This window comes from Metabacillus herbersteinensis (assembly GCF_042433335.1).
Lineage (GTDB): Bacteria > Bacillota > Bacilli > Bacillales > Bacillaceae > Metabacillus > Metabacillus herbersteinensis.
Genome location: NZ_JBHLVO010000046.1, coordinates 1 through 23560 on the forward strand (window position 1 = coordinate 1; position 23560 = coordinate 23560).

24 protein-coding genes, 9 tRNA genes and 1 rRNA gene are annotated in these 23560 nt (G+C 35.8%); 30 read left to right on the plus strand and 4 right to left on the minus strand.

What is annotated here, in order from left to right; genetic code table 11:
* From rrf to ACFFIX_RS26230, 19 genes are all read left to right on the plus strand, one after another.
* Positions 1-95, plus strand: a 5S ribosomal RNA gene (gene rrf, locus ACFFIX_RS26140); the annotation flags it as partial.
* A gap of 13 nt (positions 96-108) precedes the next feature.
* A tRNA-Asn gene (locus ACFFIX_RS26145) sits at positions 109-183 on the plus strand.
* Between the two features lies 1 nt (position 184).
* Positions 185-257 (plus strand) — tRNA-Thr (locus tag ACFFIX_RS26150).
* Positions 258-270: 13 nt separating this feature from the next.
* Positions 271-345 (plus strand) — tRNA-Glu (locus tag ACFFIX_RS26155).
* A gap of 44 nt (positions 346-389) precedes the next feature.
* Positions 390-465: transfer RNA gene (locus ACFFIX_RS26160), tRNA-Val, on the plus strand.
* A 73-nt stretch (positions 466-538) separates the two neighbouring features.
* A tRNA-Thr gene (locus ACFFIX_RS26165) sits at positions 539-611 on the plus strand.
* Between the two features lie 13 nt (positions 612-624).
* Positions 625-708, plus strand: a tRNA-Tyr gene (locus ACFFIX_RS26170).
* A 275-nt stretch (positions 709-983) separates the two neighbouring features.
* Positions 984-1058 (plus strand) — tRNA-Gln (locus ACFFIX_RS26175).
* Between the two features lie 142 nt (positions 1059-1200).
* Positions 1201-1276, plus strand: a tRNA-Lys gene (locus tag ACFFIX_RS26180).
* Between the two features lie 3 nt (positions 1277-1279).
* Positions 1280-1353, plus strand: a tRNA-Gly gene (locus ACFFIX_RS26185).
* Positions 1354-1588: 235 nt separating this feature from the next.
* The gene (rocF, locus tag ACFFIX_RS26190; protein WP_378939372.1) at positions 1589-2497 is read left to right on the plus strand and encodes an arginase; all 909 of its coding nucleotides are present in this window, start codon (positions 1589-1591) and stop codon (positions 2495-2497) included.
* A 180-nt stretch (positions 2498-2677) separates the two neighbouring features.
* Positions 2678-3241 carry an RNA polymerase sigma factor SigW gene (gene sigW, locus ACFFIX_RS26195; RefSeq protein ID WP_378939374.1) on the plus strand — a complete coding sequence of 188 codons (564 nt, stop codon included), beginning with the start codon at positions 2678-2680 and terminating at the stop codon, positions 3239-3241.
* 15 nt (positions 3242-3256) lie between these two features.
* On the plus strand, positions 3257-3868 hold the full coding sequence (gene rsiW, locus ACFFIX_RS26200) for an anti-sigma-W factor RsiW (RefSeq protein ID WP_378939376.1): 612 nt from the start codon (positions 3257-3259) through the stop codon (positions 3866-3868).
* Positions 3869-4105: 237 nt separating this feature from the next.
* Positions 4106-4933, plus strand: a complete 828-nt coding sequence (cdaA, locus tag ACFFIX_RS26205; RefSeq protein WP_378939378.1) for a diadenylate cyclase CdaA — start codon at positions 4106-4108, stop codon at positions 4931-4933.
* Positions 4926-6170 (plus strand): CdaR family protein, encoded by a 1245-nt coding sequence (locus ACFFIX_RS26210; protein ID WP_378939379.1) that lies wholly within the window; start codon positions 4926-4928, stop codon positions 6168-6170. The genes cdaA and ACFFIX_RS26210 overlap by 8 nt, the downstream gene beginning before the upstream one ends.
* Positions 6171-6198: 28 nt before the next feature.
* Positions 6199-7545 (plus strand): phosphoglucosamine mutase, encoded by a 1347-nt coding sequence (glmM, locus tag ACFFIX_RS26215; protein WP_378939381.1) that lies wholly within the window; start codon positions 6199-6201, stop codon positions 7543-7545.
* 694 nt (positions 7546-8239) lie between these two features.
* The gene (glmS, locus tag ACFFIX_RS26220; protein WP_378939383.1) at positions 8240-10045 is read left to right on the plus strand and encodes a glutamine--fructose-6-phosphate transaminase (isomerizing); all 1806 of its coding nucleotides are present in this window, start codon (positions 8240-8242) and stop codon (positions 10043-10045) included.
* Between the two features lie 309 nt (positions 10046-10354).
* Positions 10355-10597: a rep family protein gene (locus ACFFIX_RS26225; RefSeq protein ID WP_378939385.1), complete on the plus strand. Its 243-nt coding sequence runs from the start codon at positions 10355-10357 to the stop codon at positions 10595-10597.
* A 1-nt stretch (position 10598) separates the two neighbouring features.
* On the plus strand, positions 10599-10970 hold the full coding sequence (locus ACFFIX_RS26230; protein ID WP_378939387.1) for an iron chaperone: 372 nt from the start codon (positions 10599-10601) through the stop codon (positions 10968-10970).
* Positions 10971-11459: 489 nt separating this feature from the next.
* Here ACFFIX_RS26230 and ACFFIX_RS26235 read toward each other — a convergent pair whose 3' ends face one another.
* Both ACFFIX_RS26235 and ACFFIX_RS26240 read right to left on the minus strand, forming a co-directional pair.
* Positions 11460-11786 (minus strand): hypothetical protein, encoded by a 327-nt coding sequence (locus ACFFIX_RS26235; protein WP_378939389.1) that lies wholly within the window; start codon positions 11784-11786, stop codon positions 11460-11462.
* An 81-nt stretch (positions 11787-11867) separates the two neighbouring features.
* Positions 11868-12254 carry a hypothetical protein gene (locus tag ACFFIX_RS26240; protein ID WP_378939391.1) on the minus strand — a complete coding sequence of 129 codons (387 nt, stop codon included), beginning with the start codon at positions 12252-12254 and terminating at the stop codon, positions 11868-11870.
* Between the two features lie 998 nt (positions 12255-13252).
* Here ACFFIX_RS26240 and ACFFIX_RS26245 point away from each other — a divergent pair.
* On the plus strand, positions 13253-14443 hold the full coding sequence (locus ACFFIX_RS26245) for a DHH family phosphoesterase (protein ID WP_378939393.1): 1191 nt from the start codon (positions 13253-13255) through the stop codon (positions 14441-14443).
* Between the two features lie 400 nt (positions 14444-14843).
* Positions 14844-15269, plus strand: a complete 426-nt coding sequence (locus ACFFIX_RS26250) for a hypothetical protein (RefSeq protein ID WP_378939394.1) — start codon at positions 14844-14846, stop codon at positions 15267-15269.
* Between the two features lie 28 nt (positions 15270-15297).
* Here the strand turns inward: ACFFIX_RS26250 and ACFFIX_RS26255 are convergent, their stop codons facing one another.
* A complete protein-coding gene (locus tag ACFFIX_RS26255) occupies positions 15298-15669 on the minus strand; it encodes a hypothetical protein (RefSeq protein ID WP_378939396.1) in 372 nt (123 codons plus the stop codon).
* Between the two features lie 119 nt (positions 15670-15788).
* Here ACFFIX_RS26255 and ACFFIX_RS26260 point away from each other — a divergent pair, with 119 nt between their 5' ends.
* A complete protein-coding gene (locus tag ACFFIX_RS26260; RefSeq protein WP_378939398.1) occupies positions 15789-16286 on the plus strand; it encodes a GNAT family N-acetyltransferase in 498 nt (165 codons plus the stop codon).
* A gap of 316 nt (positions 16287-16602) precedes the next feature.
* Here ACFFIX_RS26260 and ACFFIX_RS26265 read toward each other — a convergent pair whose 3' ends face one another.
* Entirely contained in the window at positions 16603-16761 is a 159-nt protein-coding gene (locus ACFFIX_RS26265; RefSeq protein WP_378939400.1) for a hypothetical protein, read from the minus strand.
* A gap of 147 nt (positions 16762-16908) precedes the next feature.
* On the opposite strand from ACFFIX_RS26265, the gene ACFFIX_RS26270 reads away from it, so the two are divergent.
* From ACFFIX_RS26270 to ACFFIX_RS26300, 8 genes are all read left to right on the plus strand, one after another.
* Positions 16909-17034: a hypothetical protein gene (locus tag ACFFIX_RS26270; protein ID WP_378939402.1), complete on the plus strand. Its 126-nt coding sequence runs from the start codon at positions 16909-16911 to the stop codon at positions 17032-17034.
* 233 nt (positions 17035-17267) lie between these two features.
* Entirely contained in the window at positions 17268-17513 is a 246-nt protein-coding gene (locus ACFFIX_RS26275) for a MarR family winged helix-turn-helix transcriptional regulator (protein ID WP_378939414.1), read from the plus strand.
* A 275-nt stretch (positions 17514-17788) separates the two neighbouring features.
* Entirely contained in the window at positions 17789-17926 is a 138-nt protein-coding gene (locus ACFFIX_RS26280) for a hypothetical protein (RefSeq protein WP_378939404.1), read from the plus strand.
* A 66-nt stretch (positions 17927-17992) separates the two neighbouring features.
* Complete coding sequence (locus ACFFIX_RS26285; RefSeq protein ID WP_378939406.1) at positions 17993-20791, plus strand: DUF3289 family protein; 2799 nt, start codon at positions 17993-17995, stop codon at positions 20789-20791.
* 7 nt (positions 20792-20798) lie between these two features.
* Positions 20799-21299 carry a hypothetical protein gene (locus ACFFIX_RS26290; RefSeq protein ID WP_378939408.1) on the plus strand — a complete coding sequence of 167 codons (501 nt, stop codon included), beginning with the start codon at positions 20799-20801 and terminating at the stop codon, positions 21297-21299.
* Between the two features lie 727 nt (positions 21300-22026).
* Positions 22027-22245 (plus strand): hypothetical protein, encoded by a 219-nt coding sequence (locus tag ACFFIX_RS26295; protein ID WP_378939410.1) that lies wholly within the window; start codon positions 22027-22029, stop codon positions 22243-22245.
* A gap of 93 nt (positions 22246-22338) precedes the next feature.
* The gene (locus ACFFIX_RS28025; protein ID WP_512700178.1) at positions 22339-22485 is read left to right on the plus strand and encodes a four-helix bundle copper-binding protein; all 147 of its coding nucleotides are present in this window, start codon (positions 22339-22341) and stop codon (positions 22483-22485) included.
* A 128-nt stretch (positions 22486-22613) separates the two neighbouring features.
* Complete coding sequence (locus ACFFIX_RS26300; protein WP_378939412.1) at positions 22614-23066, plus strand: hypothetical protein; 453 nt, start codon at positions 22614-22616, stop codon at positions 23064-23066.
* Positions 23067-23560 lie beyond the last annotated feature (494 nt).

Genomic DNA, 23560 nt, shown 5'->3' on the forward strand with positions numbered 1-23560 from the left:
GTCACACCCGTTCCCATCCCGAACACGGAAGTTAAGCTCTTCAGCGCCGATGGTAGTTGGGGGTCTCCCCCTGTGAGAGTAGGACATTGCCGGGCAATTTGATATTATTCCGCAGTAGCTCAGTGGTAGAGCTATCGGCTGTTAACCGATCGGTCGCAGGTTCGAGTCCTGCCTGCGGAGCCATGCTTCCATAGCTCAGTAGGTAGAGTACTTCCATGGTAAGGAAGAGGTCACCGGTTCGAGCCCGGTTGGAAGCTTAAAATATAGAATGGCCCATTGGTCAAGCGGTTAAGACACCGCCCTTTCACGGCGGTAACACGGGTTCGAATCCCGTATGGGTCACCAAGTTAATTAAGATTCGATGTATGTTAATATGAATTACGGACTTTGGAGGATTAGCTCAGCTGGGAGAGCATCTGCCTTACAAGCAGAGGGTCGGCGGTTCGATCCCGTCATCCTCCACCATTATTTTCTTTTCATGATTATCTCGACAGAGTTTCGAGAAGAGATCAATAGATAATCTATTACATTTTATTACGCCGGTGTAGCTCAACTGGTAGAGCAACTGACTTGTAATCAGTAGGTTGGGGGTTCAAGTCCTCTTGCCGGCACTGTTTTCTCAGTGGAGGGGTAGCGAAGTGGCTAAACGCGGCGGACTGTAAATCCGCTCCTTCGGGTTCGGCAGTTCGAATCTGCCCCCCTCCACCAACTTTTATAATAGATGAACGAATATAGTACGTTGACGTACAATATTTAGTTTATTTTTTTGTGAGTTGACTCTAATCGTTTTCCATAGGTTATTTTTGGTAGTTGTTAATTAATGTATATAATCTATAGTAAAGTACAAGCTATATATAGGGTATATGAAATACATAGTATATACAAAATCGTTTATAGTTCTTAATAGAAATATTTCAACAATCCTTTTGCGTTGATTATTCATGAAGCATAATTAAGAGAGTTTTTTCTTGAAGCTTATTCAATGGGCTATAGCCAAGCGGTAAGGCATCGCACTTTGACTGCGACATGCGTTGGTTCAAATCCAGCTAGCCCAGCCATTTTTTATTTTTAGATCATATTTAACAGTAAACTTTAAAATGTACCATTAACTCAATTGGTAGAGCATGACAGAATAGCTCCCTGAGATTTGGGCGTCGAAGAAAGAAGCACGACTATTCATTTTAACGGTAAACTTAAAATGAGCCATTAGCTCAGTTGGTAGAGCATCTGACTTTTAATCAGAGGGTCGAAGGTTCGAATCCTTCATGGCTCACCATTTGCGAAAGTAGTTCAGTGGTAGAACATCACCTTGCCAAGGTGGGGGTCGCGGGTTCGAATCCCGTCTTTGCTCCAGAGGTACTAAATAATCTATTCGCTTTAATTAAATAATAATAAAAACCTTAAACCTCTGTTTAAGGTTTTTTTTGTGTTCGCATAAATAAATTTAATAGAACCCCACTTTTGATGTTGAATTTATAATTGAAATGGTTCAAATATTCTGTATATCTATGCATTATTTTGTTCAGTTGAGTCATCCTACCTAAAATAGGTACAATATAGGTATACAGGGAAAGGGAGGAATTACAACATGAATCAGAAGAAGATTTCTATTATAGGGGTACCAATGGATTTGGGTCAAATGCGCAGAGGTGTCGATATGGGTCCTAGTGCAATTCGATACGCTGGAGTCGTAGAACGTTTAGAGAGATTAAATCTTAATATTCATGATCTTGGTGACATTGAAATAGGTAGACCAGGTAAGACTGAAGAAAAGTCTGAGGGTAGTAACCTCCGTTACTTGAAAGCAGTAGCAGAAGGAAATAAAAAACTTGCTGAAGTCGTGGATCATACAATTGAAGGTGGATCATTTCCACTCGTTTTAGGTGGAGATCACAGTATCGCTATTGGAACATTAGCAGGAGTAGCGAAGCATTATGATAATTTAGGAGTTATTTGGTATGATGCTCATGGAGACCTAAATACTGTTGAAACGTCCCCCTCTGGAAACATTCATGGTATGCCATTAGCTGTCAGTCTAGGAATTGGACACGAAGACCTAACAAGCATAGGTGGTTATACTCCAAAGATTAAGCCTGAAAATATTGTAATTATTGGTGCTCGATCATTAGATGATGGTGAAAAGGAATTAATACGAGAAGTTGGTATTAAGGTTTACACAATGCATGAAATTGATCGCCTTGGTATGACAAAGGTAATGGATGAAGCAATTACATATTTAAAGGATAAAACAGATGGTGTACATTTATCCTTAGATTTGGATGGCTTAGACCCTCTTGATGCACCTGGTGTTGGTACGCCAGTAAATGGCGGAATAAGCTATAGAGAAAGTCATTTAGCAATGGAAATGTTAGAGGAATCTAAAATTATTACGTCTGCTGAGTTTGTTGAAGTCAATCCAATTTTAGATGATAAGAACAAAACTGCGACAGTTGCAGTTGCACTTATGGGCTCATTATTTGGAGAGAAATTACTATAACTAAAAAAGCACAGATTCTGTGCTTTTTTTTTGGATATATTTCGAAAAATAATATTTAATTACTAAAATTTACTCTAAACAACTCCAAAATTTGTTAAAATATTTTTATGAAAAAAAATGAAACCATTTTGAAACTCAATCGTATAAGAGAGAACCCGCGAAGTGCGGAGGTAGGTATAAATGGAGACTATTGTTAAAAATAGAATAAAACAAATTAGAAAAGGTGACCAGGACGCATTTGCTGAGATTGTTGATTTATATAAGGATAAAATTTATCAACTTTGTTATAGAATGCTGGGTAATGCCCATGAGGCGGAGGACATTGCTCAAGAGGCTTTTATTCGAGCATATGTTAACATTCACACCTATGATATGAATAAAAAGTTTTCTACATGGCTATACCGAATTGCAACGAATCTTTCAATTGATCGAATTCGTAAGAAAAAACCAGATTATTATTTAGATGCAGAAGTAGCTGGAACAGATGGTTTAACGATGTATTCTCAGGTTGCAGCAGAGATGTCTCTACCTGAAGAACAACTAGAAACTATGGAGCTTCAAGAAACTATTCAAAAAGAAATTTTAAAGCTCCCCGATAAATACCGAACTGTTATCGTATTAAAGTATATTGATGAGCTTTCGCTAATTGAGATCAGCGAAATCTTAAATATACCGGTTGGCACCGTAAAAACAAGAACTCATAGAGGTCGAGAGGCTCTCAGAAAGCAATTAAGGCACTTATGATTGGGGTGAAAGAATATGAGCTGTCCTACTGAAATTGTGCAGCTTATGCATAAGCATTTAGACCATGAAATAGAACCTGATGAAGAAAAGCGTTTACGCGAACACCTTCAGGGCTGTGAAGAATGTCATAAACATTTTTACGAGTTAGAAAAAGCGATAGCTCTCGTACAAAGCACTTCACACGTTGAGGCACCTAAAGACTTTACATTGGCTATTATGGATAAACTTCCAAATGAAAAGCGCACAGTATCGTGGAATCGATGGCTAAGAGGTCATCCATTCGTTGCTGCAGCCTCATTGTTTATTATTCTCATGGCAGGTAGTTTAGTTTCTGCGTGGAATACAGATCAACAATTTAGTGTATCAAAACAACCAAACCTAGTTGTAGAAAATAGTAAAGTCACGGTACCAAAAGGTGAAGTCATTAAAGGTGATGTGACGATTAAAAATGGTTCTATCAACATTGAAGGCAAAGTTGATGGCGATGTAACGGTTATTAATGGGGAGCGATACATGGCATCAGCTGGTCAGGTAACAGGTGAAATTGAAGAAGTAGATGAGATTTTTGAATGGCTGTGGTATCACATAAAATCAATGACAAATGATGTGGTAGGTATATTTAATTAAAGGGAAGCAATGTAAGGTCACCACTACTTTCAGGTGGCCTTATTCGAATTGAATGTTGAGGTTATACTTATGTTATAATAGGAACGATATTCCTATTTGAAATATCGTGTAAGCTAGAAAATTGCTTGAAAAAGAAAATTTATAAAAATTAGACTAAGTTCGCAACTGCTGTTGCATTAGTCTACGCTTGCACCTCGTGTGCTTTTAAAGTTTTACTAAACTACTGGAGGAGAGAGAATGTCATTTGAGGATATCCCAATATTGCATTACCTCGGAATAGCAGTTGATATTCTCCTAGTTTGGTTCGTTGTATATAAACTAATTATGGTTGTACGGGGCACAAAAGCTGTTCAGCTTTTGAAAGGCATTATTGTAATTGTCCTTGTGCGTATGATTAGTCAATATTTAGGTTTAAACACATTACAGTGGTTAATGGACCAAGCGATAACATGGGGATTCTTAGCGATTATTATCATTTTTCAACCTGAATTGCGAAGAGCACTTGAACAGCTAGGAAGAGGGCGTTTATTTTCAAGAAGTGGTACGACTGGAGAGGAAGAACAAACGAAAACAGTCGAGGCCATCATTAAAGCAACAGATTATATGGCGAAACGAAGAATCGGTGCGCTTATGACAATTGAAAAAGAGACAGGGATGAGTGACTACATAGAAACTGGTATTCAGTTAAGCTCTAATATCTCATCAGAACTGTTAATTAACATTTTCATACCCAATACGCCTCTTCACGATGGAGCCGTTATTATTCAAAACAACTCAGTTGCAGCTGCAGCTTGTTACTTACCATTATCCGAAAGTCCATTTATTTCAAAAGAACTCGGTACAAGACACCGAGCAGCAGTGGGAATAAGTGAAGTAACAGATAGTATGACGATTATTGTGTCTGAAGAAACAGGAAGTGTATCTGTTGCTCGCAATAGTGAGTTACACCGTAATCTAAGTCAAGATGCTTTAAGAGAGATACTAGAAGCGGAGCTAAACGCAACTTCAAAAACAAAAACAAATTCCTCAAACCTTTGGCAATGGAGGGGAAAGAAAAATGGATAAATTAATGAATAATCATTGGGTAATGAAATTTACCGCATTGTTTCTCGCTTTAATGCTTTATGCTTCTGTGAACATACAAGCAGGACCATCGCCTGCTAAGCAATCGGCAAACCCTTTGTCACCTGGGCCATCATCTGGTACTGCCACCGTGACTGATGTACCTGTTCAAACATACTTCGATCAGGAGAATTTAGTTGTTACCGGAGTTCCTGAAACAGTGAATGTTGACCTTGAAGGACCAACTAGCACATTGACGGTAGCTAGACAGGTGAAAGATTTTGAGATCTATGCAGATTTGTCGAAATTGTCCATTGGAACGCATCGAATTCAATTAAGACATAAGAATTTATCTGAAGACTTAGAGGCAAGTATTAACCCATCAATTATCACAGTGTCTATTGAAGAAAAGATCACGCAGGATTTCCCAGTTGAAGTTGATTTTATAAACCGTAATCAAATGAAGGAAGGCTATACGCCTGAACAGCCCATTATAAATCCTAATAGTGTTCGAATTACTGCTTCAAAAGAAGTGATTGAATCTATAGCACTTGTAAAAGCAAGAGTGAACCTCGATAGTGCAGATGAAACAATCAAAAGGGAATCAAGAGTTACGATTTATGACCGAGATGGAAATGTACTCCCAGTAGAAGTGGAGCCTTCAGTTGTTGATATTACAGTACCAATTACTAGTCCGAGTAAAACCTTGCCATTTAAAATTGTAAGAGAAGGCAAATTAGGTGAGGGTATTAGTATTTCAAGTATTGAATCTGATCCCAAAGAAGTTACTGTTTATGGACCACAAGAAGTATTAGATCAACTAGAGTTTATTAACGACGTATCAGTAGATCTTAGTAAGATTCAGGAAGATACCGAAATCGAAGTAAATGTACCAATCCCAGATGGAGTGAAAAAAATCACCCCAGAAAAAATTAAAATTAAAATTAAGGTTGAGAAAGAAGAAGAGAAAGTTTTTGATAACCAACCGATCAAGTCAGTAGGACTTGGAGAAAAAGAACTAGAGTTTATTGACCCAGATTCAGAAGCGCTAGATATAAGCATATTTGGAGCTCCAAGTATTATCCAAAGCATAAATGCAGGTGATATTGAACTTTATGTCAATATAACAGAGCTTGGTGATGGGGAGCATGATGTGAAGGTTGAAGTTAACGGTCCTCAGAATATTACGTGGACATTACCGATAGAAGAAGTGAAAATTCGAATCTCTTCACCATCTTAATGGTATAAAATAAAGGAGCGATAAGTGAATGGGAAAGTATTTTGGTACAGATGGAGTACGTGGAATTGCAAATAGTGAATTAACACCTGAATTAGCATTCAAGGTTGGCCGATTTGGGGGTTATGTTCTAACAAAGGATAAAGAGCGACCAAAGGTAATAATCGGTCGAGACACACGTATTTCAGGTCATATGCTTGAAGGTGCTCTAGTAGCGGGATTGCTTTCAATTGGTGCAGAAGTCATGCGATTAGGTGTCATTTCAACACCAGGTGTGGCATACCTAACAAAAGCACTAGGTGCTCAAGCTGGAGTCATGATCTCTGCTTCACACAACCCAGTTCAAGATAATGGGATAAAATTCTTTGGACCCGATGGATATAAGCTCTCAGACGAACAAGAGCTTGAAATAGAAGGGCTAATGGATCAAGAAGTAGATAGCCTCCCAAGACCTGTAGGAGCCGACTTGGGGCAAGTAAATGACTATTTCGAAGGTGGGCAGAAATATCTTCAATTCCTTAAACAAACAGTGGATGAAGACTTTACTGGTATCCACGTTGCACTAGACTGTGCGCATGGTGCAACATCATCTCTTGCAACTCACCTATTTGCTGATCTTGATGCAGACGTTTCAACAATGGGAACTTCTCCAAACGGTCTCAACATAAACGAAGGTGTGGGTTCGACACACCCAGAGGCCCTTGCTGCTTTTCTAAAGGAAAAGGGAGCAGATGTTGGACTAGCCTTTGACGGTGATGGAGATCGACTTATTGCGATCGATGAAAAAGGTACTATCGTAGATGGCGACCAGATTATGTATGTATGTGCGAAATTTTTAAAAGAAGAAGGTCGTCTAAAGAAAGACACAATTGTCTCGACAATTATGAGTAATTTAGGTTTTTACAAAGCATTAGAGGCACATGGTATTCCTAGTGTCCAAACAGCTGTAGGAGACCGTTATGTTGTAGAAGAAATGAAAAAAAATGACTACAACCTAGGTGGCGAGCAATCAGGTCACATTATTTTCCTTGATTACAACACAACAGGCGACGGACTGTTAACTGGATTGCAAATCGTTAATATTATGAAAATTACTGGTAAGCCATTATCAGAGCTAGTGGCAGAAATGAAAAAATACCCACAATTATTAATTAACGTAAAAGTAACTGACAAGTACAAAGTAACAGACAACGAGAAGGTAAAAGAAGTGATAGCTGTGGTTGAACAAGAAATGAACGGAAACGGTCGTATTCTAGTCCGCCCTTCAGGAACGGAGCCTCTAGTAAGGGTGATGGCTGAAGCGCCAACAGAAGAACAGTGTCGTACATATGTTAATCGTATTGTAGAGGTTGTAAAGCAAGAAATGGGCACTGAATGAAAAAAGCGTAAGCGCCTTGTTCAGCCTCAGGCATAGCATAATTTATAAATAGAAGGCGTTCTTTGCCTTCAATTTATAATTGACTTCTGACCTCGAGGATCTAGGCGCTGGCAGTCAAAGACGCGACGTCCTGTCGCATTGACTGCACTAACACGTCCTGTGCGTCGGAGCTGGATTCAGTAAACGCATACTGAGTTTAAAATATATATAAATTCTGATGTTATGAAAAAAGCGGGGGCGACTCCCCGCCTTTTTCTACCTTATTGGAAGTTCATCCCTAACCCGAACATGTTTATCAACATATACTAATTGTGGAAAAGAAGTAATTGTTAGAGAATGGGAAATATTATGATTGACGACTTCTTTTCACATGATGTATTATTAACTTTGTGTTTTTATTCACGAAGGAAAGGAGCGTTAGTGGTTGACCAAGAATGGAATTTTAAAGCGCCTGAACTAAGCTTCGTGCGAAAATAGGCTTAGTTGACGAGGACGGAGGATTATCGAAAGTTCGGCGGATGCCTCCCGGTTGGTTGGTTACAACCGTAAGTCTTCTCCTTAAAACAAAGAGGTAACTTTTTGGACAAAGGGAGAAACATAACCTTCCAAGAAAAATAAATAACATGTGTGAGGGGACAGTAGAAAGTCCCCGACTTTCCTGTCCCCCGCACCATAAACGGGAGGATATTGGATTATGTGCGGAATCGTAGGTTATATTGGACAACAAGACTCAAAGGAAATTTTATTACGTGGATTAGAAAAGTTAGAATATCGTGGATATGATTCTGCTGGTATTGCTGCAATTAACGAAAAGGGTGTGCACATCTTTAAAGAAAAGGGTCGGATAGCTGTTCTTCGTGAAAGCGTAGATGCATCTGTTGTAGCAACAACAGGGATTGGTCATACACGTTGGGCGACTCATGGTGTACCAAGTAGAGTTAATGCACATCCACATCAAAGTACTTCAGGACGTTTTACACTTGTTCATAATGGCGTAATTGAAAACTACTCAATTTTGAAGCGTGAATATTTACAAAACGTAACGCTGTTGAGTGACACCGACACTGAGGTTGTTGTTCAAGTTATCGAAACATTTGTTAATAAAGGATTAGAGGTTGAGGAAGCGTTCCGCCAAACGTTATCAATCTTAAAAGGTTCATATGCAATTGGTTTAATTGATGAGCAAAATCCTGATTTAATTTATGTAGCTAAAAATAAAAGTCCACTTTTAGTTGGTCTTGGTGATGGTAGCTTCAACGTGATTGCATCAGATGCAATGGCAATGCTACAAGTTACCGATCAATTTGTGGAATTAATGGATAAAGAAATGGTGTTTGTTTCTCGTGAATCGGTAACAATTAAAAACCTTAAAGGCGAAGTTATTGAACGCGCTCCATATAAAGCAGAGCTTGACGCAAGTGATATCGAAAAGGGCACATACCCTCACTACATGTTAAAAGAAATTGATGAGCAACCGTTAGTCACACGTAAAATCATTCAAAAATATCAAGATGAAAACGGAAGTTTAACGATTGATTCAAATATTATCAGTGCTGTAAATGATGCAGACCGCATCTACATCGTTGCAGCAGGAACAAGCTATCACGCAGGGTTGCTAGGAAAACAATTTATTGAGAGCTGGACAAAGATCCCTGTTGAAGTACATGTAGCTAGTGAGTTTTCATACAATATGCCGATATTATCTGCAAATCCACTTTTCATTTTTATCACCCAAAGCGGTGAAACAGCTGATAGCCGTGCAGTACTTGTTCAAGTGAAGGAACTTGGCTACAAAGCATTAACAATAACAAATGTACAAGGTTCAACTCTTTCTCGTGAAGCAGATTACACATTGCTGTTACATGCAGGCCCTGAAATTGCGGTTGCATCAACTAAAGCTTATACAGCACAGCTATCCGTATTAGCGATTCTTGCTGCAGTAGCGGGACAAGGAAAAGGACTAAACCTTGAATTTGACCTCGTAAAAGAATTAGGGATCGTTGCAAACGCAATGGAAGTTCTTTGCGATCAAAAAGAAGAAATGGAAGCTATTGCACGTGAATACCTCTCAACAACTCGTAACTGCTTCTTCATCGGCCGTACAGTTGATTATTATGTAGGTCTTGAAGGTGCATTAAAGCTGAAAGAGATTTCTTACATCCAAGCAGAAGGCTTTGCTGGGGGAGAACTTAAACACGGTACCATCGCTCTTATTGAAAATGGTACACCAATCATTGCCCTTGCAACTCAAGAACACGTAAACTTAAGCATTCGTGGAAACGTGAAAGAAGTTGTAGCGCGTGGAGCTAACCCTTGTATCATTACGATGAAGGGTCTAGAAGAAGAAGACGATCGTTTCGTTCTTCCACCAGTTCACGAAGCACTATCACCACTTGTCTCAGTCATTCCATTGCAGCTTATCTCTTACTACGCAGCTCTTCACCGTGGCTGTGATGTTGATAAGCCTAGGAACTTAGCGAAGAGTGTAACGGTTGAGTAACGGAGAGTAATTTTTTTAAGACTTGTAGATTTGAAATAAAATTTAACCGTTAAAGATTAACTGTTTTTAAATACGTTTCACCGTTTCACCCCGTTGGATATGATTATCTAAAGGGGTGTTTTTTATGTCTAAAAGAACGGGAACATCTAAAGTTGATAAGTGGATTAAAGAAGGCCGAGGAATAGGAATTGGTGTGCAGTGGCAATAAAGTTGTTTAAAAAATAATAAAGTCGTTTAATACCATCTATCGGTAGGTAATTGCTGCATCTTTAAGGGCAAAATTAAACAACCTTATTATATATACAATCAATGAGGTTAGTTTACAAACCGATTGTGCATATAGAAAAAGTTAAACCTAAAAAAGAGTCTGCGGACTTTGTCGAAATTGAAGAAGTAGTAAAAAACTATTGCGAACAAAAGGTGACTTTTGAGGTGTCTAAGTATCCTGTCAAAGATACGGATGAGGCTGCGAATGATGCAATTGATGTCATGGCGTATTGGCATAAAAAATTACATCGTTCAAAAATAATTTTTTATTTTAGGAGAGAATGACATGGAGGTTTTTGCAGAATATTTAGCGCATATTGATAACCAGCAACATCGGGACCGAACGGAAGAAGTTTTGGCTTGGATAACTAAGAAATTTCCAAATTTAATGCCGAAAATTGCGTGGAACCAGCCTATGTTTACCGATCATGGCACATTTATTATTGGCTTTAGCATAGCCAAACATCATTTGGCTGTTGCCCCTGAAAAGGCAGGGATTGATCATTTTTCTGATGAAATTATGCAGGCTGGCTATGATCACACCAAGCAGTTGGTACGTATCCAGTGGGATAGTTCGGTTGATTTCTCATTACTTGAGAAAATGATCGAGTTTAATATTTTGGATAAAAGAGACTGTTCAACTTTTTGGCGGAAATAAAAAAAATTGGATTTTAAGGGTGAACTGAACCCCGAATAGGTCCACTTTTTTTAAGTGTCCACTATTCGGGGTTCGGTTCAACTAATTTTAATCAAACTTTATTTTAAACATACAGTTGGTAACAGTAAAATAAATTTGGTAATTAAACACAAATAGTATCATTCCAAAAACCTACAAAGAAAAGTTTCTTTGTAGATTTTTAGCGTTATAATAAATGTCCCTATAAAAAATTAACGGAGCTTACAAAATAAAAACGTACTGTGGCTTTGAAATAAAGTTCGATAATTTATAAAAAAGTCTGATCGTTTATAATAAAGTTTGATCAAAAATCCTGTATTGATATGCAGGATTTTTTCTTGTTCAGCAATCGGGCCAGATTGTTGAGGCGATAAACTACCATGATGGTTTATTCACTATTTAAAGCAGCTCTAAAATTAACCAGTTAGAAAGCCAAAAAAATAAGCAACCCGAAGGCTGCTTAAGGTTGTTTTATAGAGGAGTTACGCTTTCTCCATCTTCGTTATTGCAATAAATCAGAATGCTGTCGCTACTTTTGATGAAATTTGCGATATCATAACCAGTAGCTTGTTCAATCTCTGTAGTAATCACTGATTGTTCTTCTGTTGATAAATATCCCATGCCATTAATATAAATATTATGAACCCAACCAATTTGTTTGTGAGTGTTAGGATCGAATTCAGCTACCATAGTTGCATTTCCTACGTAAGTTATAGTCATTCTGTGGCTCTCTAAAATCTGCTTTATCTTCTGTTCAACTGCATCAAGAACAGGAGGGACATCAAGTTCTACTATCATATAACCTCCTGTTCCCCATTGAGATGGAAAGTTGGTAAACTGACGAACTTTATAACCGAATATGTCTTTAAGGCCGTGGGCCTAATTCCATAAATCCCACCCTCTATTCCAATTATCGAATACGATTTTGTATTCAATCCCAACTCCATTTGAGTCACTTTTAATTAATTCGACAGAAGTAGTATGAACTCCTAAATGCTTCATTGAATATGCATCAACTTTTTGCAACAAAGTTTGCGGAGCTACTGCAATTGGTGGGGTTGCTTGTCCTGGCTCAATCTTCTTTACTTGTCCATATCCAGTTCCTTTGCCACCATATTCTTTACCAATAGCTTGACCTCGATTTGTTTCGTTAGATACGTTAGTTGTGTTAGTGTTGTTGTCTTTAATTTGATTCTTTGTTGTGTCAGTTTGATTACATGCAGTAAGTGCTAGTGCTAATACTAAAACAAGTCCAAGGAGCCTCATTATTGATTTCCTCCATTAAAGATCGTACTCATTTAGTATTCTGAATCTCGTTTGTTTGTATTCAGTAAAGAAGGTATCTAAGCTACCTATGTAGAATGGGCATTGGGGAGTAGCTAAAAGGGCTTCTCCTTTTTATGCTTTTTTTAAACATGTTGTTGATTTTGTTCTTCAACTATCGGGGCAGGTTAATTCAATAACTGCTTATCCTCTAAAGTCGTCTATCTGTAAGTTTTACTTTTATATAGTTTTTAAAGTGTGGGTAATCTAATTAGAATTCCTGCATAGAAACTTTTGGTTCATACCATTTAACCTGATCCAGAGAGATTTTCTTTAGGTATTGGGGATAGTCCTTCTACAGGTTAATCTAATTTGTACTTTAGCAGTTCCTCTTCAATGAATTCTAGTTTTAGTGGGTTCGTTTTACAGTGAATACCATGGATGAAGAACCAAAATGAAACAAAAATTAATTAAGAAGTAGAAACAATGGACTTGCTTTCGAAAGGATGGAGCTCATAATGAAAAACAACCTATAAGGTTTTTAACAGATTTATTACGGGAATATTAACAATTACTGTACTGGTAGCATGTGGACAAGATACAAACGATATTTCATTAAATGATGATGAGAAAAAACAAGAAGCAAAATCTGAGCTGGTTTCTCGAACCAATTCTGTACAAATCCAAAACAGAAATGTTTCTTACACTGAAGAAAAAACTAACAGAGTTCATCACCACGGACAAATTAAGCAATTCGATAGAGAAGCCTTAGAAGTGGTTCAAAATTATGCTAAGGAATTAGGATTTAATGCCATTTTTACCCTTGTTGAAGAAGGTATTATAATGGATATCTAAACCAATTCTGGAAATTGGCATCCTTTTGGACAACTTTAGCTGTAACCTTTATTGTGACGGCGATAACCGTCCGAATTTGGCCGTTGCGATCATAAAGAATATTGTAAATAATACTTAAAGAATCTAAGGATAGCAGGTGATGCATTTTGTACAGGCTGTATACACATAATGACCTGGATGGGGTCGGCTGCGGCATCGTTGCCAAAATTGCTTTTGGAAAAGAGGTGGAAGTCCGCTACAACTCCGTGGTGGGGTTGGATTATCAAATAGAGAGGCTTTTTGAACAAGAAAAAAAACTGAAGGATGACTTTCTTATTATCACGGATTTATCGGTGAATGAAGAGAATTTGATCAGGCTTGATGATCTTGCAAAGAGCGGCGGGAAGGTTAGATTAATCGACCATCATAAAACAGCTTTGCATTTTAATGAATACAGCTGGGGAAGAGTGAAGGTCAATTATGAAGATGGAAGGCTAACAGCTGCCACTTCATTACTTTACGAATATCTGCTGGAACATGAGCTTATTAAGCAATCTCAGGCGCTGGATGAATTTGTTGAGCTTGTCCGCCAGTATGATACTTGGGAATGGGACCAAAACGAAAATATCAAAGCTAAAAATCTCAACGATTTATTTTTTATGTTATCGATCGATAAATTTGAAGAAAAAATGACAGAACGGATTTTAAACTCCGAGCATTTTGAATTTGATGATTTTGAACAGAAGCTGCTTGAAATGGAAGAAGAGAAGATCGAAAGGTATGTAAGGAGGAAAAAGCGGGAAATCGTCCAAACCTTCATTGGTGATTTTTGTACGGGAATTGTCCATGCCGAATCCCACCATTCTGAGCTGGGAAATGAATTGGGGAAAGACAATCCCTATTTGGATTATATCGCTATTTTAAATCTTGGCGGCAAAAAAATCAGTTTCAGAACAATACATGATCATGTGGATGTATCAACCATTGCCGGCCAGTTCGGAGGCGGCGGACATGCAAAAGCATCCGGATGCTCAATGGGCAAGGAAGCTTTTCAATTGTTCGTCAATGATATATTCCCCCTGGACCCCATGAGGCAGGATGCATTCAAAAATAGATATAATAATAAAAATGCCCCACAGGGCTCTCTGTACGAAAATAAAAAGGGAGATAAATTCTTTATTTTTGCCAAGGATGAGAACAAATGGATTCTTGAGATTAATGGTAACCCTGATCAGGAGATATTTGAGGGTTTTCAAGCTGCCGAAAATTATATCAAAAGAAATTCTGCTGCTTGGCTCGTCCGTGATGATGTTTATGTAGACTTTTTAAAGGATTTTTATATGAAAATGAAACATTAGAACCGCCGTCTTGGCGGTTATTCTATTAATTTGCCAGGAATATGCCCTGATCCTGTAAAAAATATGAATCATATATAAGGGATCATAACCGTGGTTCCCCTTTATGAAGTCTATTTTTATTATAATTTACTTCACTTTTACTTTTGTAACTACTTTTTTCTTCTTAAGAGCTAACTTTCCAAACTCCTTCATTACATCTTTCTCTTTTCTAGAAGCCATACAATAACCACCCTCCTTTGAGTATTATCCGTTTTTCTAATTTTCTAAAAGTTTGTCTAAAGAATCTATTTTTTATACGTTCTACCCTTCCCTTCTCTTGAGTGACTAGCAATATAACAATTTGACAATTTGGCACTAGGATAAAAGAGGAAAAAAGAGGAGTAAAAAGAAGAGGTGAAGTATGGAACCTTTGAATCCTATTTTTGATAATAAACCAATTAAAAATAATTCTTTTAATCAGTTACCTATTGTTCGGAAAAAGCCAATAACAAAAGCCGAAGGCAGAGACGAAAGATGTGATAAACGGAAAGATGTCAAAATCCCATTCAATGAAAATGAGAGAAAACTAATTAAAGAGTTAGCTAAAAAAAGAGGATTAGAACCTACTCCATATTGTACGTTTTTGATAAATAAAGCATTAAAAGGGAGCTACCATTTTCCAGAATCTCCTTATGATCCTAAAGGGAAACCGTATCCTGCAAAACTAGAAAAATACTTTCACGATTTATTGTTTGATTATAAAGTTCAATGGGACTGTAGTTTAAAAGAATCTGCATATCGAATTATTTCATTCATGCTTGTAATGGAAAGAAAGGAGTTATTATGAGTAAAGCTTATAAAGATCAAAGACGACTTTATACAATATATAAGGAAGAATTAGACGACCTAACATATACACCCTCAGGATTAGTCGAAAGATTAATTTTCAAAGCTTCAAGGAAGTTTTCACCAACTACGGACCTTAAGTATTCGTTTACTGTTCCAGTTTCAGAATACTTAAGGGGTGAACTTTTTTGTAATGATATATCAGAAGCAATGGAAGGTAATTTTACAGTGCCTTCAAGTTCTTTTGTTTTTCGAGTATTATTATTAATTTGAAGTGTTTCCTGTTGTCCATGATAATCAAATACTTCAATGGCTTGTTGTACCTTTGCGTTTAATCCTCTATATAGATCATAAGGATTACTTCTTCTTTTTGCTTCGTAAAGAAAATCATCTAATAGCATGTCAATTAAATGTATTGTTTAGATTCTAAACATTTTTTGTATATTAGTAGTAAAGCCCATAAAATTATTACTACCAATGTTTTTAGGTCAATCTAGTTAGGAAAGGGGTTATAGACAAGATGATTTCTTTAAGAAAAGTTCAAGCTAAAGATTTAGAACAGTTGTTATTTATTGAGAATGAAGGCTTTTCAATAGAAGAAGCTGCCACAAAAGAAGCAATGGTGGGGAGGATTCAGTTGATAGCTGATACCTTTATTGTGGCAGAAAAGGAAGGGGAAATACTTGGTTATATTAATGGTCCTATTATTAATCAACCTTATATAACTGATGATCTTTTTGAGGTAATCAAAGAGAATCCGAAAAGAGGAGGATATCAAAGTATTTTAGGGTTAGCAGTGTCCAAACAGGCTAGAAATCAAGGAATTGCAAAGATTTTAATCGAGAAAATGGAAGAACTTGTAGAAGAAAATGAAAGAGAAGGAATTACTTTAACATGTAAACAGGAATTAGTTTCTTTTTATGAAAAATTTGGATTTGTTAGCCATGGCATGTCTGAATCAAAACATGGTGGAGTAAGCTGGTATAACTTGGTCAAATTAAAAGAGGGTATGAATTGATTCTTTTACCCTGTAGCAAATAATGGTAAAACCTACTAAACTGGGCAGTATTCCTGTAAAAAATAAAGTGTGAAAAAAGTACAAGTTTGTGAAGAATTGTACTTAAACAAACGGATGCTTTAGTTTAAGAAAACATTCACGGAAGTAAATGTTCCTGATCCTGAACTACTAGCTTTTACTACTGCGGATAAATAGTCAGATGTTGTAGTAGTAAATGTTCTTTGGTATACATAGTTACTAAGAGATTGAATTACCTTATCGTCATGAAGAATTAGAAATCATATAAAAAAGGAGCAGACCATAACGGTTCTGCTCTTTATTTTGGACTATTATTTTTATTAATTGTTTCTTCTATTTTTTCAATTCTTTCGCCTAATTTGGAACTATCAATTCCTCTACGAACTGCAGTTTCAATAATAATATAAAAAAGGACTAGACCTACTATCCATAAAAATATCCCAAATCCTAGAGACATTTAAAACTCCTCCTTGGTTCTTTTGTCTTATTTTACCATTAGTTTATGGTTAATTATGTAACTATTTGTCTTAATAATAAGATGAACTATATAGAAATAAGCGGTAACATTTAGTGTATAAAAACATATTTTAGGAGGTTGGTAAGAATGAGTGTTAGTAAAAAAGCTAAAGTTTCATTTATTACAGCCATTGCTGCATTTGGCTTTTTAGCAGGCGGATCTGCTATTCCTGTTAAAGCTGATACGGGCAAGTTTGTTAGGGTATTTGATTAAGAACGTAATTAAAGGATTTAAAGCAACTGTAAGTACAGGAGCTAAAAATTCACCTGCTAAAAATCTTTATAAGTTGTATGGATTTTATGAAGTTAAAGATATTGAAGTAGCACCAAATGTCTTTATAACTCTATTAAGCAATCATACCCTTAAAGGAATAACATGACTGGCGTTTTTAAACAACTTTATTGTAAATGTAATAACTCAATTTGTAATTAAGCATCTTTATTGTCATTCAACAGGTTCAGAAAAAGCAATATGTCATGATTCGTGACATTGCCGATCATTTATCGGTTTCCCACAATACAGCTTCTGAACATTTGAAAAAATTAGTAGAAAAAGGGTGGTTGTATAAAGAGAGATCCGAAGAAGACCAACGCAAAGTGTATTTGCATTTAACAGATACTGGTTTAACTATATTAAAAAAGAATACCCTTTCTTTATCAGTGCTTCTTTTTCGTTCAAAAGCACCTTTTTGAAATTGGGTTTGCTTTACCACATACCATTGACATACGGTATATTGGTATGTTTTACCTATTGTTTATTAAGGTAGAAATTGGTAAATTTATGTAGAAGTTGTAGTGTTTTGGTTTTAGGATACAGATAAAAGTAATAAAGGAAAGGGTGAGAAAAGATAGATCGATTAAATAGTAGTATCACAGGTTAAAACTAACATTTTTGATTTAGTAATTTTACTCATTCTAATTTTTTGGCATTTATGATTTTTGGAAGAACCCTTTGTTCTCCAAAAACTTTGGACTCTACATTTCCAATGGCATTATATAGCGGAGACGGGGAGTTGGAGAAACCATTTAACGATATGGTCATTCGTGTAATCGGTACAACTCTATTAACATATTTTTTTGTTTGGGAACAGTATCTACCATGGTAAACGCACGCATCTTCTTTTTATATAATTATAGGTTAAATTAATATATTTATTGAGGAGATTTTCATGATGAAAAATAAAGTGAAAAGTATGTTGAGTTTTTTATTGATATTTGCAATCGTTTTCGATGGAGCTGGACACGCAGTGTTTGCCAAAGGTAATAATCAAGGACAATCTAAGAATTCTAGTGAGCAAAATGTAAAACAGTGGATAAGTGAATATGAATTCTATGAGGATACCAGAAATGCAATGATTTATGAGAAAGTTGCAATAAATAAATTAAAGCGTTTCGCAACAGTTATAAAAGAGACGAATGCTAAGTTTGATTCTAATGCACTAGATAATCTGGATGGTGAAATTGATAAAACCGGAGACTTTAAGCAAAAAGGTATGAATGAACTTGAAATGTTTGAACAACTGATTAAACAATATGAACAAGCAGTTCAAGAGGAGTATATAAAAGAAGAGCTTCTAAAAAGTGATCGGCTCTTGAAAATCAAACATAAGTTAACAATATATCTATGGGGGTATGTATCAAAAAACGATTTTGATGAACCAACTGAAGTATTAATTTCAGATATACTCTTTAATTTTTATTTATCGGATAAAATTGTCAATAAAAATGCTATTGGCATCTTAACGGATATTTCTGAGCAAACGGATCACAAAGGAAATAAAGTAACAGCTCATTTGAAAAACGCCGTAAAAATGTCTGAAAAAGCTAATGAGTTTCTAGAAAAAGATCTAGCTATCCCTGCATCAAAATCCTATCAAAATGCATATAAACAAGTGTTATTCGGACTTGAAAAAGCAGGCTATTCATTTAACACAGAATTATTTGAATCTACATCTGACACGGATGGTGATACTGTAACAGATGGAATAGAATTCCAAGAGGGAATGGATCCATTTAAAAAGGATACAGATGGGGATGGATTGCAGGACAATATTGAATATGAAATTAATCCATATATTTCCCCGACTAAATCTGATACAGATCATAATGGCATAAGTGATGCAGATGAAGATATCGATAAAGACGGCCTAAATAATAAAGACGAGCAAGCTTATCAAACAAATTTGATTAAGAAGGATTCAGACCAAGATAGTTTAACTGACGGATTTGAAGTCCATCAGTTTGATTCATCACCTAAAGAGTATGATACGGATAGCGATGGGTTAAGTGATGGAGATGAATATGCTTTAAAGACAAATCCGAATGCTGCAGACAGCAATGACGACGGGATTAAGGATTCACAAGAACTCTATAAACAATCAATTAGTAAATCATTGATTCAACCTGATAAATCAGAAATTAAAAGTGTGGAAGTTGGGTTTAGTGCAAAGGATAATATTAATCAAACGACTAGAATTAGCAGCACAAACAAAGTAAATATTAAAACAACTAATTTACCCGGTATTATTGGTTCTCCTGTAAGTATCAATACGCAATCTGAATTTGATAAAGCAAGCATCAAGTTTACTTATGATGAATCGAAGCTAGGAGACACGTTGGAAGATGATCTAGCCATCGTTTGGTATAATGAAAATGAGGAATCGTTTGAAGACCTTAACGCTGTGTTAGATACAAGTAAGCAGACAATAAATGCGGAAACTACTCACTTTGGTGAATATATGGTTGTTGATAAGACAAAATTGTTGGAGCTTTGGGGAAGGGAAATAAACTACTCAAGGAAACATGATGCAAAAACGTCCAAAATTACAACGAGTACAAGTGGAAAGTACGACCAAGCTGCAGGCAGCAATGAACTGAATGATATTCTCATTAGTAACGATGGTGAACCAGCATCAATAGATCCAACTGACTCAGATGGGGATGGTTTATACGATACCTATGAAATTAAAGGAATGAAAACACCATACGGTATAATTTACTCAGATCCTAACAAGAAAGATAGTGATGGAGATGGATTAACCGATGGGCAAGAAATGGGTCCATTCAAAACATTCACGATGGAAATTTTTGGAATTACTATTCATTTTGAAGGTTTCTTTCCAACTAGTTTTCCTGACCAAAAAGATAGTGATGGAGATGGAATTTTTGATAATGAGGATTCGAGACCGTTGTACTCTGATTTATCCAATTTAATAATTCATCAATCAGATAGACCAGAAGGCTATGATGAAAATGGAAATGTAGCGAATGATATGAAAACAAATGATTATACAGAAGATGAAATATCTGACATTAGCTGGATGTTTAACTTCCAATTATTTGAATCTGATTGGCTAGGGACAGGTGTTCTCTTTGATGAGTTCAAGTGGATGTCAACAAGCCTATTTTCTACGGGAGATATGGAAGATGTTATTTTAGATATGATTAATCATTTTGAGGAGGGATCTGGTAAAAACTATAGCAACGAGACTTTAACTAAAGAAGCAAGTGAGCATGAGACAACAAAAGCCTATGTAGAATTTGTCAAAAATGCTTTAGTGGATGAGCTAAAGAAAAACGGAGGTAATTTGGCAGCACTTCAGTTTGATAACAGCACAAAGGATACAAATAGATTTTATCAATATATACAGGATAATGCCTCTTATCCAGCGTTTAACAGTAAGAGCGATAATATAGGCGGACTTACAATTACAGTAAATGATAGTTGGGGGAATACAGTATCAGTCAAAGACTTTTCAGTAGAGAATAATCACTTTGAAGGAGTCATGACTGTTCGTTTATATGATCATTTTGGGTTGGATCAGCCAGATGTTGAGAAGGTGTATGTAAACTTAGCAGGATTTCGTTCCTGGTTTATCTTACAGCATTATGATGAATATAATGGGAAATATAAGCCCTTTGTTACTGTAATGGAAATAGATGTACCATTCGAGGGGGAATTGAGTAATTAAAGTTAATTTGAATATTTTAGTTATGATGATTGGTATATTTTTAATTCTCATAATGGGATGTACCAATAATGAGGAATCAAGTGGGGAAACACAGGTTTTTGAAATAGCGAATACAGAAGAGGTCATTGGTAAAAAGGATGAAGAAGTGGTGACTCTGAGAAAGCATTACATGATTCTGAATCCACCAAAAGATTTAAAAGAATTGAAAGAATTAGTTGAAAAATACAGTAATGATTATCCGGTCGAAGACGAAATGAAAGTAATAGAAGGAAAAAACAGGACTTTTTATCTGTCCTTCTATAGGGAAAGTGAGGATTTGCCAAGGGACTGGCAGCCTGATGAAAGTTACATGAATACAGATCGGATGGAACATCATAAGCAGGATCTCATTACATCGATAATTTGGTCAGATGCTGAACCACAAAGAGAATACAATGTTTATGATAAAAGTAAGGAAGGAAATATAAATAAGAGGTTGCAATTTATTGAGGATCAGCTTGTTGAGTGATACACTAAAACATAGAACAGATATGCAGTCGGTTACATTCTATATCGTGATGGGACTGTTATATTAAATTGTAACCTTATAAAAGTGACTATAAAAAAATTCGGAATTTAGCTGAATGATTTTCGAATGTTAATATCAAAATAAATATTGATTTGGTGCTTAAACACCAACCACGGAAAGATATAGTGGATTGGGTGGAAAACTTTTTCAAATAATGAACTGTTTTAAATATAAGTGATTTTGCAAGCAAGAAAGACACTCGATTATGGGTGTCTTTTTTTGGGTTTGAAATGGTGATATGGGTCCCAAATATGGGCATCAATGGTGAATTTATATCTCTAACGCCATACGACTATTTTTAAAAATGCCTTTCAAAAAATGCAGTATTAGCAAGGGTTTCATCTTTAACTTTTAAGCAAGTGGCAGAATAATGCAGTAATTTTGGCAGAATTATGATAGAAAAAGGACAGGAAGCTAGTTCCCGAAAAATGTATTATAAAAGTATCCTCCATTAACCTTTATGGAAGTAGAGAAATTCTCAAGAAATACTTAAAAAAATTGGTGTTTCTATTAAATATAGGTTGATTTAACTTATTTAAATAATGAAAGATCCAACAAACTTCAAAAAAATTTTCTGCGATTCATAGGGTATAACTATTTTTTTTGAAAAGTTTAAAAACCACAAAAGGAAAGTGGTTCTAACAGGATATTTTATATATACAGATTTATGGAGGGAAAAAGGATGATTGAATTAATTGGATTTATGATTGAAGATACTGAAAACTTGCTTGTGAAAGTAGAAAAGAAATTGAATGACCCACTTTACAACAAAGATGACTTACAGAGTATGGCGATAGTCACCATCAAGATACACGAAGAATTACTTGATTTAAAATATGATCAAGATGTATTAGATGACCCTAACTTAGTCCCAAGGAACACTTAAAAGAATGGTAAAAGAATTGCAAGCCATTGATCAGAAAGATAAAGATTCAATGTTTACTACATTAATTAATTCACTAAAGCAAAAGGTAGATTTATTCAAAAAGTTGCCTCATTATGTGCACAGATTTGTGAAGTTTGTGGAAATCATTGTTTACAACACCCCGATGAACAATCACAAAGATGTGGTCAAATTTGCTTACATTGTGCTCAAGAATGTCGTGCCTTTGCAATGTCTGCATAATAGTTGAAAGTGCTAGCACTCGTATAAGTGAAACAAAAGGCTTTATTTCGAATATTTTTTTCAAGCTCTAAAAAAAACTTAAAGATCGCATTGGTAAAAAGACTAAATTCACTAAATGAGGGAGATATATGGAAATAGGAGAACAAAAACAATACCGTGAAGATTTGTTGCAATGGTGTGATAATATTTATTTGCACTGGGAAAGTATAAAACCGAGGTTTTCAAAACTCTTTGATATAAAAAGCTTAGAGGAATGGGAAGAGTCATACCGCGAATTAACAGGAAAATTACAGACAGATTTAAAAGTGGATTTCGATGACTATCAGACAGCTAAAAGCTTATATAAACAGTGGGAACTGCTAGACAGAGAAGCAACTGCTTATCAAGAAGATGAATCTGATGTGAGAAAGATAGCTGAGTTACCCTCTGACTCTGATAGAGGAATAGTCATGATAAGTCAGGAGGCAAACGATACAGTAGAAGAACTTGATAAAGAATGGGTTGAACTCATTCAAATGGTTATTAATTTAGAAATACCGATACAAGAAATCAGAAATTTTGTATCAGACTATAAACGGTAATAAGTTGAAAAAAGGAGAAATACACTTAAAACTTTATGTTAACTAAGAATGAATAGGATATCCTGTTTCAAAGCTTTTATGATTCTGCCCAATTTTTCCTTGTTTGGTTGCGTAAGTTTTACTTTTGAATAGTATGTGCTGACTAATTAAAACATAATATTTTCCAATTTCAAAAACCGCCCCATCAAGGGTGGTTTTTAATGTTTCAAGGGATCTAATTATAATGGATTACTGATTAATTTGCTTGGGAGTGACTACTGTTATTTACTTTTATCCGTTCTTTTTTGAAATCTTACATCTTAATGTTTATTTCGCATTGAGTTTCCAATAAATTACTATTTTTAAATTTACATAAACCCTGTTTAAAGAGAAACAATACAATTGGTAAGCTATTCAATAATAGAAAGCAGGAACCTAAAATGACAGTAATAAATGACGTTAAGACAGTTCTAGCAGGATTGAAAAGTGCGCAGGCTGGCTTCGAAACATTTGCT